The following is a 12,927-nucleotide window of genomic DNA, read 5'->3' as shown; positions in this document are numbered from 1 at the left end:
TCACTCCCTCAGCGAGGCTGTGGTGAATATGATCCCCGCACCGATCACATAGGCACCTTCAATCGAAAATCCACGGCTGAACGGCGGTTGGTCCGCAGTGAAAAACGCAAGAAAACGGCCCCGCTGACCTGATCTGAATTGGTCAGCTTCAACCTCTAACTCCATGCCGTCAAATCCAAAAAATCTCTGGCTGACCGCGTATTGGCACTTGTATGCGGCTTCCTTGGCCGAAAACAGCAGCTTCCCCATCTGGCCGGGATTGTCCTGTTGATCCAGCCAGGCCTGTTCTCCGGGTGAGCAGATTGCCGGGCGAAGATCCTCCTTGAGGGGGGTATCCTCTTCCACATCGATCCCGATGGCCCGAAGGTCAGGCTGAGGGGCCACAGCTGCAATGGCGCAGCTTTTGGTATGGGTAATGGAGCCTGTCAGGCCCTCGGGCCAGACCGGGGCGCGGGTTTCGGAAATCAGGATTGGCCGTGCGTCATGACCCAAGTCCCGGATGGCCTGATGCGCCGCAGCACGGCCTGCTGCAAACTCCCGGCGGCGCTTTTCAACCGCACGCGGGCTCAGGCAGGCCAGCTCCTCGGGAAAGGGCATTGGCGGGGTGCCCAGAGGGTCAAAGGCAGCCATTGCCACCTCAGGTCTGAAAAGCGGCCGGACCAGGTCCAGCCGCTCTTGCGTGAGGGAAAGAGAGCTTTCGGAAGTGTCAGTGCTCATCCGGTTCGGGCTCGGCGGTTGGCACGCATGGCGCGCCGTTTCGACATGGTTTCCGTTTTTGCCGCCTCGGTGGCGGCAGCCTCTGCCGTGGAAGTCGAATCTTCTGCAGCTTGCGATCCGCCCGTCAGGCTTTCCACATGATCTGCCAGCCCGGACAGGGTCGGGAAGCGGAAGATGTCGGTGATCGACAGTTTCGGTACTTCAAGCGCCGTGCGGATATCCCGGTGGGCCTGAACCGCGAGCAGGGAATGGCCACCCAGCACAAAGAAGTTGTCCTGCGGACCGATCCCGTCGAGGCCAAGGATCCGTCCCCAGATCGCTGCTATCTGCACCTGCGCGCCGGTCTTCGGCTCGCTTGAGGCTGCCGGAGCCGTCACGCGGGCCGGTTTCGGATCGGGCAGGGCCTTGCGGTCGATCTTTTTGTTCGGGGTCAGCGGGAAGGCGTCAAGCGTTACGATATGGGCGGGGACCATCACCTCGGCCAGACGGGCGGCAAGCGCCTGTTTCAACGCAGTCTCGTCGATCGCGGCAGAGGCCGTGACGTAGCCGACAAGCTGCTCTCCGGCGCCAAGCTTGCGCGGCATCACAACGGCGCCTGTGACACCGGGCTGTGCTGCAAGCGCGGCTTCTATCTCCCCAAGTTCAATCCGCTGGCCTCGGATCTTGACCTGATGATCGGTGCGCCCGAGGAAGTCGAGCCGTCCGTCTTCGCGCCAGCGCACCAGATCCCCAGTGCGATACATCCGGCCGCCTTTGAACGGATTGGCGACAAAGCGGTCCTCGGTCAGTTCGGGTCGCTGCCAGTAGCCGGCCGTGACACCATCGCCCGCAATGAGCAATTCTCCAGGTGCCCCAATGGGTTGCGGGGCGCCTTTCGCGTCAAGGACATAGACTTGGGTATTGGCAATTGGCGCGCCGATGTCGGCAACGCCTGAGGGGGTGCCATCAAGTGTCTGCATGGTGGACCAGATGGTGGTCTCGGTCGGCCCATACATGTTGTGGATCTCGCCCGGACCCGCCTCGCGCAGATCACCCACCAGATCGCCGGGCAGCGCTTCACCGCCCACCAGAAGGTGCCGCAGATGGGGCAGCACCATACGCGCTTCGTCGTGCTGCACGATCATGCGCGCCATGGAGGGTGTACATTGCATATGGCTGACATCATGGCGCAGAATCTGCGCAGCCAGCGAAAAGTCTGCTGGGTCAAGCTCCTGCGGCGCGTTTGAAAGGCGCAGAACCTCTGCCAGCGGTTTCAGCCCATCGAGAACCACCTCGGGCGCGATGCCATAGTCGATGAGGCAGGCGATCTCGTCGACGCCAATGCGTTTCAATTGCTCGACACGGGCGACGCCGTCCTGCACCGTGCCGAACAGGCCCGAGTCCTCGAAATAGCGCTCAAAGGCGAAATCGAGGATCGCGTCCAGCTCTTCCTCGGACAGGATGCCAAGATCCATCTCAAAGGGGTTGTTCACGCCTTTGGGTTTCTTGAAGGCCGGGAAGGCCCAGGCGTATTGTTTGATGAGGCCCGCAGCCGAGCGCAGGTAGTCCTTCATCGGCTCACGCGCGGTCTGGCGGGCCACCTCGCGGGATTCGGCCAGATAGGTGTGCAGCATCAGCGTCACGGTGAAATCCGCCGGGTCGTGACCTGCACTGCGCAGGGCATCGTGGTAGATACGGATCTTGCCTGCCACCTCGTCAATGCTTTGGCCCAGAAGGTGGGTGAGGACATTGGCGCCGATCTCTCCGGCTTCGCGCCAGGTGTCGGGGTTGCCTGCGGTGGTGACCCAGACCGGCAGTTCCCCGGAGACGGGGCGCGGCTGGGTGATCACCGCATGGGTGCCGCCGTCCTTGCGCGGGAAGGCGACCTCCTCACCACGCCACAGCTTGCGCACGGTCTCGATCGCCTCGTACATGGCGGGTTTGTTGGCAGGAGGTGTGTTTTCGGGGCGCAGGATGAAATCATCGGGCTGCCAGCCCGCAGCAAAGCCGATGCCCGCGCGCCCCGCCGTCAGATTGTCGATCACCGCCCATTCCTCGGCAATGCGGGCGGGATGGTGCAGGGGGGCCACGCAAGAGCCCGAGCGCACGCCGATGTTCTGCGTGACAGCCGCCACCGCCGCCCCTGTGACCGAAGGGTTCGGATAGGGGCCGCCAAAGGCGTGGAAGTGCCGCTCGGGCGTCCAGACCGCGTTGAACCCGTGTTTGTCGGCAAACTTGGCGCCTTCCAGCAGCAGGTTGTATTTGCGCGGGCCGGGGCCGTCGTCATTACCCCAGTAAAACAGGTTGAAGTCCATCTTCCGGTCAGAGATGGCAATCGGCCCGTTCGAGAGCTGCAGGCGCGATTCATCGCTGGAGAGCACCAGTTTGAAGCCGCGCGACAGGGTCCAGAACAGCTCCAGCACCGAGATGTCGAAGGACAGGCTGGTCACGGCCAGCCAGGCGTCCCCGGGCTGGTGGGGAATCTTGGCATCCATGGCGGCAAAGAAATTCGCCACGTTGGCATGGCGCACCATCACCCCCTTGGGCAGGCCGGTGGAGCCGGAGGTATAGATCAGATAGGCCAGATCCTGCCCGCTGGCACCGCCATCGACGGGCGTTTCCCTCGGATCGGGCGCCTCAGGTCCGTCCAGAACCAATATCTGCGCGTCCGAAGCGGGAAGACTGCCTTTCAGCGTCTCTTGCGTCACGATCACCTGAGCGCCGCTGTCGGAGATGAAATGCGCGATCCGATCCGCCGGATAAGCGGGATCGAGCGGCACGTAGGCACCGCCTGCCTTCATCACCGCAAGGGCGGCAACTACCAGATCGGGGCTGCGAGAGACGTAGATACCCACATGGGCGCCCGGTTTGACACCCATCTCCTGCAGCTTTGCGGCGACGCCATTGGTTCTGGCATCCAGTTCGCCGTAACTGAGGCTTTGGTCCTCGAACACCAGCGCCGTGGCCTCGGGTGTGCGGGCCACCTGCGCCGCGAAAGCCGAATGGACGGTCTGCTCCAGATCCACGTCAGTATTCGTCTGGTTCCAGTTGTTCAGCAGCAGTTGCCGCTCGGCCTCGGGCAGGATGGGCAGGTCGGCGATGGTACTGCTGTCTCCAACGGAAGAAATGGCCCCCAGAACCAACTCCAGCCGCGCGGCGAGCAGCTCCGCAGCCTTTTGGTCGAGCTGGGCACCATCCACGTGGAGCGTAAGCGCGCCATCCGCCCAAGAAACGGTGACCGCGCATCCCGACAGGGCCGCATCCCGTCCCATGGACAAACCGACGCCGGGTAGATCCTGTGGCAAAAGCTCGGGCGCGCGGGCGATCAAATCCTCGGCAAACCCGCCATATAGGAGCGCTTTTTCAATGCCTTGCGAGGTCTTGTTCAGGAGGTCGGAAATGCTGTCCGTATGATGGGCCTGCAAGGGCACCCAGCCGGATACAAGGCCGCTTAGCGGTTCAATGTTTTCGGTAGAGAGGGCAATGTCGGCGGTTTCCACACCAGCGCTGCGCAGGGCGAATGTCAGCACAGCCACGGCGATCTGTGCGTCGCTCAAACCTTCGGGCGCCTTGATGGACAGGCGCTTGACGCCCTGGTCACCGGTTTGGCGCGCAAGTGGCACCGGAGCGGGCTGCATGGCGGCAAGGGCACGTCGCCAATGGTGTTCGCCCTTTTGCGTGGCGGCAAGGGCGGCACTGATTTCATCCGCTTGCGCGGCGCGCCGGGTCGCAAGGACATCGCCCGCCTTGCAGAGATCAAGGGCGGGAACTGCCCGCCCGACCGGATCGCTAATGCCTCCGAGGCGTACAGCTCCGGTGGAACAGGCCACGGTCATCCCGTCATTGCTGTTTTCCAGCACGCAGCCCGGAGTGCCTTCGCCTTCGACCGCTTCTGCGCGCGACACCAGATAGACCTTGTCATCGATGGCAATCTTAGGCGCACAGAGTGGGTTCCAGTAATCCCCGAAGTCAAGCGCGCGGACAAGCCGGACAAGCTCTTCTGCCGGGCATGAAAAGTCCAAAAGCGCACCGGCTACAGGGCGGTCTGCGCGGGCGTAATAGCTGCGCTGGCTGAGATCCTGCGGCTGACGGTTCAGGCTACCGGCCTCAAGCTGGTCGATCACCTCACCGAAACTGTCCATCGCGGCCGCATAGCATTTCGAATTGAGGCTGAAGGCAGTCTCATCCGTCGCAACGTCGAACAGACGCTGGGCAAGGATATCGCCTTCGTCGATGCCGCCTTCGATCATGTGCCAGGTGATGCCATAGTCGCGTGCGCCCTCGATCAGGGCCCAGTTCGGCGCATTGAGACCGGCATAGCGCGGCAGTGGGCCGTCGTGAAAGTTGATGGCGCCTTTAGTGGCCTGTTTCAAAACGTCATCCGGGATGACCCTCAGGTTTGCAATGGAGAGGAGCCAATCAAATGCGCCTTCCAAGTCCTTCAAATCATTTGGGTTTGCAAGAGCCGCAATGCCCTTTTCTTTCGCCCAGGTCCGGATCGCGTCATCTTGCGAGACGACGGCCGTGATCCTGTGGCCGCGCGCCAGAAGCGCATCGCCACAACCTACGGCAAGAGATTCATTACCAATGATGACCGAGGAAAATGAGGTCATTTCTGCTCCTCCGGGAAGGGGGGGTGAAGGCGCGTTTCACGAATGGAAGTCTTGGGGCGGATCATCGCGCGCAGCGCATGCAGGGTCAGATCACGAACGAAGTACGGGGCATCGGCGGCGGGTTTGCCTTGGATCAGGCGCCTGAGGCAATAAAGGCCTGAGCCGCCGATCCGCGCAACTGTCGCCAGGGCCGCATAAGCCGTCCCGTGGTTTTTCACAAAGTAATGCAGGCGCGAGTCGAACCAGTAGGGCGGGGTGCGATCCCAGGATTTCATGCCCGTGGAGGCCGATCCGATATGCGCGACCGTACTGGTCGGCACATAGTGCGTACGCCATCCGGCCCGGGCTGCACGGCGGCACAGATCGGTTTCCTCGAAATAGAGGAAAAAGGTCTCGTCAAATCCGCCAATCTCTTCAATGACTTCTCGGCGGATCATCAGGCTGGCACCTGCGGTCCAATCGACTTGCGTTTCGGCTTCTGGGATATCCATTGCAACGACAGCGTGGCGCAGGAGGCGGGTGAATAGGCCGGTGCGGGCGGCCATCTCGAACTCTCCGGCGATCGAGGGAAAGCGAAAGGCAGTGCGATGGGGACTGTCGTCTGTTCCATGGACGAAAGAGCCGGCAAGCCCCGCTCCCGGGTTTTGCAGCAGGAAATCACGCAGGCGGGAAATGGTGCTCCCTTCGACGAAGGCATCTGAGTTCAGAAGGTAGTAAAAGCCTGGCGCGCCGCCGTTGGGCAGCCCGGCCTTCATACCGATGTTCATGCCTGCGCCGAACCCTCCGTTCACCTCTGAGCGGATCAAGTGCACCTTGTTACCGTCGAGCCAGCCGCGCCGGGCGGCCCCTTCCTGCAAGGCTTCCCAAGATCCATCGCCTGAGCCGTTTTCGACGATGACCAGGCCTCCGGGCAAATCCTCCATTTCGGACAATGCCGCTTCAGCGGCCTGCAGGGTCATCTGTGGCGTGCGGTAATTGAGAATGATGGTGAGTACGCTGTTGCGGTCATGGGCTGTCTGATCGGTGCAAGAGCTTTGCAGGAGGGGGGACATGGTCTTCACTCCGCTGCCTGATGATGTGCGCGCCGGGGCCTGTGGCAGGCGTCCGAGCGATCGAGGCGTGCCTTGACCTCGGCGGCCAATACGCTGACATTCGGGACCAAGACCATGCTGTCGTGATCACCCGGCACCTCGACCACCTCCAAGCCGGGGGCCCAGCGGGTCCAGTCGTTGTCCGGAAAAACATACTCCCGCTCGGCGCTGACAAAGCGGCCACCCGAAACCGCCCAGTGCCGGTCCAACGGGGGGCGCAGCAAGGTCATCACGCCATCCCATGCGCGCAGCTCATAGGCTGCGATTGCGGCGCGGAAAGCCAATTCGATCCGGCGGTTGTTGAAGGCCGGGCTGGTGCCACTTTCGGCGGGGTTGACCCGGCGTTTCTCGATCTCCCAGGCGATCCGTTTGCGCGCCCATTCGGTTAGATAGGAGGGACCCTTGCGGCGCATTTCCTGCAGTTTTATCAGCGCCTTGTCCTTGCGCGTCAGGCTGGGGCGCACGGGAAGTGGCGTGTCCAGCAGCATCAGGGCTGCGGTTTCCTCGCCTGCGGCCTGCAACTGTTGCGCCATCTCATAGGCGGTAATACCGCCGCCCGAAAACCCACCCAGCAGATAGGGGCCTTCGGGCTGCACCATCTTGATTTCAAGCAAGTAATCCGCAGCTGCCTCTTCGATGCGCTCGTGTGGAGCATCGCTGCCGATCAGCCCACGGGCCTGCAGGCCATAGACTGGGCGATCCGCTCCGATCATCTGCGCCAGATGCCTGAGATTCAGCACGTTGCCGAACATGCCCGCGACGATGAAGAAGGGGCGCCGCCCGGTACCATCGCCCGGATGCAGCTTCACGAGGTGGGTAAAGGCGGGCGCTTCCTGGTTGTCCGGGGCCTTGCCTGTACTCTCCGAGCTGACGCCGCCGCCGGTGCGGGCGATGATCCGCTCTGCCAGGCTCGCAACGCTCGGCGCTTCGAACAGGACCGAGAGCGGGAATTCCACGTCGTAATCCCGCTTGATCTGGGCAAAAAGGCGCACTGCAATCAGGGAATGACCGCCAAGATCAAAGAAACTGTCCTGCGTGCCGACTTGCGCAACGCCCAGAAGGGTCTGGAAATGCTCTGCCAGCCGCTCTTCTACTGCGTTTTCGGGCGCCACATAATCCGTATCGAGATCGGGGCGATCAAAACTCTGGGTTTCTTTGCCGAGGGTTTCGGTGCGGGTGTTGGCCTCTGCGACAAGGGCGTGCAGATCCATCGACGAGACGACAATCTGCGGCAGTGTCCCTTTGGCAGCTGCCGCAAGGGCGCGCATCAAGGCTTCGCCCCCTTCATCGGCGCGGATGCCCTGGGCAATATTGTGGTGCAGACGCTGTTCTTCCTTTGACAGCGGCTGAGCATTGCTTTGCGAGGACATCGCGATGCCGGCCGCCTGCACATCCACCGTATCGCTCGCGGCGCTTTCAAACCCGGCGGCCAGCTTTTGCATGCGGAAGCCTTTGATTTCGAGCAGGGTGGAGCCTGCGGCATCTGTAAGGGTGACATCAAAAAGCGCGTTATCCTGCGACCCCGTGTCTTCAGGCGAACGCCGCATGTGGCTGTGGATCGTCTCTGAAAGGGGGGCATGGATGCGGATAGACCGGTACGACACGGGAACCCACAGGGCATCCGGGCTGTACCCGGGGGCGAGCGATATGGCCCATCCGGTCGCAAGGTCCAAGAGGCCCGGATGCAAAAGCGCCTTGTCGGCTTTTGCGCTCGGTGACAGATGCAGCCTGGCCATCCCTTCGTCTGTCCCGAATGCCATCTCATGGAGCACATGCCAGCGGGGTCCAAAGGCGAGGTGTGCCTCTTGCGGGGAGCGCAGGCGACCTTCTTGTGGAGCCAAGCGCTGCGCGCACCGGGCGCTGAGGGCATCAAGCGCCACTGGCGGCGCTGTGTCGTCGATAAAAGCTGCCATCGCTTCGGCATGGAGGGCAAAGCCGTCCCGCACCGCAGTATAGAAGCTGATCGCATAGCCGTCTTCCTGCGCTACGAGCCGGATCAGCAGGTCAACGGGGCTGTCATCTTTCACCACCAGGGGGCGCAGGAAATAAAGATCCCGCAGCTCCAGCGCGGGCAGCGTGCCATCTTCTGTCAGCCCAAGGGCCGCCAGCGCCTCGGCGGCCAGTTCGATATAGCCTGTGCCGGGCATCACGGCTGTGCCGCCCTTGGTGCGGTGCTCATCCAGCAGCCAGTGCCGACGCGCATCGAGGCGGGTGCGATAGATACGGTTGCCCGCACCATCGAAGCCTTCACTGTCCAAGAGCGGCTGCCCTGATGGGGTCTGATCACTTGGCCCGGTTCTTCCCCTGCGCGCATGCAATACATCGGCGGCCATGCCCGCATCGGCCCAAACGCCCCAGTCCACGGCGATGACGCGTGTCTTCCCGCCAGCGCGATGGGCGGCAAAGGCGTTGAGATACTCATTGGCCGCAACGTAGTCCACCTGGCCGACAGGCGCCGTCACTGTGGAGGAGGAGGAAAACAGGACCATCAGATCAAGGCTGCCATCCGGGAAAAGCGTATCCAGGACCCGCAGACCGCTGACCTTGGGCGCAAGGACCTTTGAAATCTGCTCTTCGGTCTTGGCCAGAAGCGGCGCATCGTCTATGCGCCCTGCGCCGTGGATGACTCCTGTAAGGGGGCCGAAACGCGCTTTGGCCGTTTCGACTGCGCTACGCATCTGATCCGAGTTGCAGACATCCGCCTTGAGCGGAAGGATCGTGCCTTTTCCGATGTTCTCAAGATCCTGAACGGCGCGTATGCGCCTTGCGATGCGATTGGCTGGGCTGTGCATGCGCAAATGGCGCATCCAGGCGTCGCGCGGCGGCAGCCCTTCGCGGGAGATCAGCACGACATTGGCGTCAAAATGCTGCATCAGGTGGCGGGCGACGGTCAGACCGATGCCGCCATAGCCACCCGTGATCAGGTAGGTGCCGCCCTTTTTGAACGCCGACGCGCCGGCCTGAGGCAAGGGCAGGGCGCGCCAGTCTTTCTCAAAGCGCTTTTCACCCCGCCAGATCGCGGCGGCATTGCCCGGCTCGGCCAGCATCTCTTCCAGCAGGCGCGGGGTCATGTCAGGGATCTCTGCGCCGCTCAGCCGGGCGAGGAGGCCTGTTGGCGACTTGGGCAGTTCGATATCCACCGTCGTGCAGGTGAACCCCGGCAGTTCCCGCGACATCATGCGGGCGGGACCGGCGATCAGGGCCTTTTCCGGATAGGGCAGCGGTTCATCCCGTTGCTGCGCGGCGCCGGTGGTGAAAACGGTCACATGAGGCGACTGCGGCAGATCCATGCTGCCAAGCTCTTGCGCCAGGGCCGTCAGCGAGTGAAAGCCCATCTCCAGATTGCGGTCAAAGAAGGACGATCCGGGGCGGAAGCTCTCTTGATCAGTCACCAGCCAGAAATGCGCGATGCGGCTGGGGAGCATGGCTTCGCGCGCCAGATCGGCCAGAAGGGCGGCGTAGCCCGTGCGCCCCTGTTCAGGCGCAAGAACGTATGAGGCCTCTGCAAGCTGCGCGTATGTATCGCCGGGACGCACACGGGCGATCCTGTGACCCGCCGCCTCGAGCCGCTCAGCAGCCTTGGCGGCAAGACCGATATCGTCTTCGAAGATCAACCAGGTCTGCGGATCCTCTGCGAGGTCCGTTTCGATATCGAGGGGACAATCGGCAAGGCGCGGGCGCCAGACCGGGCGGTAGCCCCAATCTGTCAGGTCATCCGTCCGGGCGGTCAGGGGCGTCTCCTGGACCTGCGCTGCGGTTCCGGGTTCGATGAAGTAGCGGCTGCGCTGGAAGGTATAGGTGGGCAGGGAGAGGCGATGACGCTTGGCCTCGCCCCAGATCTGATCCCAATCCGCCTCATGGCCACAGGCCCAGAGCCGTCCGATGACGCCAAAGAAATAGGCATCGTCCATTACGTCCTGATCCGGGTGGCGCAGGGAGCTGAGTACCTGTCCGGGTTTCACCGCTGGGGCCATCTGCGCCAGTGCGCTCAGGGCCTTGCCGGGGCCAACCTCAAGATAGATCCTCCCGGCCACGGCACTCAGAGTTTCCATGCAGTCGGCAAACAGCACCGTGCCGCGCAGCTGGCGCACCCAATAGTCTGGATCGGTCGCTTCTTCTGCGGTCAACAGCTGCCCACTGCGATTGGACAGGATCGGGATCGTCGGCGCCGACAGGGTCAGACCGCGCAGGAACGCGCCGTATTGATCAAGGATGCCGTCCAGCATCCGCGAATGGGCGGCGATATCGATCTGGATGCGCTGGTGATCGATGTCACGCGCTTTCAAGGTTTCTGCCAGCCTATCAAGCGCAGCCTGCGGACCGGAGACGGCGGTGAGGCTTGGCGCATTGACGCTCGCGATATCGAGGTCATCACCGATGAGCGCCTGAACCTCTTCCAGAGGCAGGGAGATCGAGAGCATGCCACCGGCGGGCACCGTATCGAAGAGCCGCCCGCGCAAGAGGACCAGATCGATGCAATCCTCGAACGACAGAACACCGGCTAGACAGGCGGCGGTGTTTTCCCCCATGGAGTGCCCAACCATAGCCGAGGGGCCTACGCCCCAGCTGATCCAGAGCTGCGCCAGAGCATACTCGATGATCATGATCAGCGGCAGCTGCACCGAAGGTTTCTGGAGCGCAGCGTTCGCCGTCTCCTCCTGTCCCTCTTCCGGGAGCCAGAGCGCGCGAATGTCATAGTCGAGGCTCGCCTGAAGGTGATCCAGCCCGCGATCCATCCAGTCGGCAAAGACCGGCTCTGTCTCGTAAAGGTCGCGCGCCATTCCCGCATATTGCGCGCCGCCACCGGGGAACATGAAAACCACCTCAGGCGCATCGCCGAGGTGATCATGGGTAAAGACCTGACGCGGATCCGCAGACTCCAGCAGATCTGCGGCCTCGGTCGCTGTTTCGGCGACAACCACGCGGCGTTTGGCAAAGCCCCGGCGGCCTTCCTTCAGCGTATAGGCCACATCAGCGAGATCGGCGCGCGGATTGGCGCGTAGCCAGTTCACCAAGGCGGCGGTGTTGTCGTCGAGGGCGCCTTTGCTTCGCCCTGACAGGCACAGAACGTGGAACGGAAAGTCGCTTTCCTCAGATGGGCTGCGTTCGGGCGCTTCCTCAATAATAACATGGGCATTCGTGCCGCCGACCCCGAGTGCGTTGATCCCGGCGCGGCGGGGCCCCTTGTGGGGCTGCCAGTCCGTCAGGGCCGCGTTCACCCTGAAAGGGGAGTGGTCGAAATCGATCGCCGGGTTCGGCGCTTCATAGCCAAGAGAGGCCGGGATCTGCCGGTGTTTCAGCGCAAGCGTGGCCTTGGCCAGCCCTGCCACACCGGCCGCGGTATCCAGATGGCCGATGTTGGTCTTGACCGAACCGATGCGGCAATAGCCCACCTCATCCGTCGTATCGCGATAGGCCTCGGTCAGGGCGGTGACCTCGATCGGGTCGCCAAGGTAGGTGCCGGTGCCGTGGCATTCGACATAATCGATGGTGTCGGCGGGCACATCGGCTGCTGCCAGCGCCTTGCGCACCGCTGCGGCCTGTCCGCCGACCGAAGGCGCAAGGTATCCGGCCTTGTCGGCGCCGTCGTTGTTGATGGCAGATCCCTTGATGACGGCCCAGATGTGGTCGCCGTCGGCGATCGCATCTTCGACGCGGCGCAGCGCGACCGCACCCGCGCCAGAGCCAAAGACGGTGCCCTGCGCCCGGTGGTCAAAGGAATGGCAATGACCGTCCGGCGACAGGATCTCGTTTTCCTTGAAGATATAGCCGCGCCCCTGTGGCAGCTCGATGGTGACACCGCCTGCCAGGGCCATGCCGCATTCGCCCTCGCGCAGGGCCTTGCAGGCATAGTGGACGGCGACCAGGGATGTTGAGCAGGCCGTCTGAATGTTGACCGAAGGCCCCTTGAGATCAAAGACATGGCTGACGCGGGTGGACAGGAAATCCTTGTCATTCCCGGTATGGCGGAGCAGGAACATGCCGACCTCATCCACGAGGTCGGGGTTGGAGCAGATGTTGAAGTAGAAATAGCTGCCCATGCCGCAGCCGGCATAGACCCCGATGGGCGCATCAAGGCTCTCCGGCGGGTGGCCGGCATCCTCCATCGCGCTCCAGGCCACCTCGAGGAACTTGCGGTGCTGCGGGTCGAGGATCGCGGCTTCCTTGGGGCTGAAGCCAAAGAACTCCGCATCGAAGGTGTCAAATCCCTGCAGCCGTGCGGCGGCTGGGACGTAATTCGGATGGTTCAGAATGTCGGCGCGTTCTCCGGCCTCCAGCAAAGCCTGTTCATCAAGGGCCTCGATGCTTTCGATGCCATTTCTGAGATTGTCCCAGAAGGCCGCAGCCGATCCTGCTCCGGGGACGTCAACCGCCAATCCGACGATGGCGATGTCGCCAGAATAGGTCCGAGTGCGAAACTGGCTGTCGTCTTGCGTTTCCACCTTGATCTTCACCTTTTACGTATCGCTCTATCCGGTACCGCTTGCACCCGGCTTGATGGTGCGCTGTTGCTTGTAACTGTCAAT

4 protein-coding genes are annotated in these 12,927 nt (G+C 62.7%); all 4 read right to left on the bottom strand.

Annotated elements, in window-relative coordinates; all coding sequences use genetic code 11:
• The 4 genes from AADA15_RS01685 to AADA15_RS01670 are packed head-to-tail and all read right to left on the bottom strand — an operon-like array spanning window position 1 to window position 12,843.
• Window positions 1-717 carry a 4'-phosphopantetheinyl transferase family protein gene (locus tag AADA15_RS01685; RefSeq protein WP_437343159.1) on the bottom strand — a complete coding sequence of 239 codons (717 nt, stop codon included), beginning with the start codon at window positions 715-717 and terminating at the stop codon, window positions 1-3.
• Window positions 714-5,309, bottom strand: a complete 4,596-nt coding sequence (locus tag AADA15_RS01680) for a MupA/Atu3671 family FMN-dependent luciferase-like monooxygenase (protein ID WP_341639808.1) — start codon at window positions 5,307-5,309, stop codon at window positions 714-716. The genes AADA15_RS01685 and AADA15_RS01680 overlap by 4 nt, the downstream gene beginning before the upstream one ends.
• Entirely contained in the window at window positions 5,306-6,361 is a 1,056-nt protein-coding gene (locus AADA15_RS01675) for a glycosyltransferase family 2 protein (protein WP_341639807.1), read from the bottom strand. Before AADA15_RS01675 ends, AADA15_RS01680 begins: the two co-directional genes overlap by 4 nt.
• Window positions 6,362-6,366: 5 nt before the next feature.
• Window positions 6,367-12,843, bottom strand: coding sequence for a type I polyketide synthase (locus AADA15_RS01670; protein WP_341639806.1), 6,477 nt, complete (start codon window positions 12,841-12,843; stop codon window positions 6,367-6,369).
• Window positions 12,844-12,927 lie beyond the last annotated feature (84 nt).

Origin of the sequence: Phycobacter sedimenti, from assembly GCF_038148855.1 — a bacterium.
Classification (GTDB): Bacteria; Pseudomonadota; Alphaproteobacteria; order Rhodobacterales; family Rhodobacteraceae; genus Phycobacter; species Phycobacter sedimenti.
The sequence above is the reverse complement of the archived record's forward strand: the minus strand, read 5'-3'. Positions and strand labels throughout refer to the sequence as shown.

What these genes read in the sequence shown, in the direction of transcription:
- AADA15_RS01685 (WP_437343159.1), bottom strand. Translation starts at nt 717, where the DNA reads ATGAGCACTGACACTTCCGAAAGCTCTCTTTCCCTCACGCAAGAGCGG.
- AADA15_RS01680 (WP_341639808.1), bottom strand. Translation starts at nt 5,309, where the DNA reads ATGACCTCATTTTCCTCGGTCATCATTGGTAATGAATCTCTTGCCGTA.
- AADA15_RS01675 (WP_341639807.1), bottom strand. Translation starts at nt 6,361, where the DNA reads ATGTCCCCCCTCCTGCAAAGCTCTTGCACCGATCAGACAGCCCATGAC.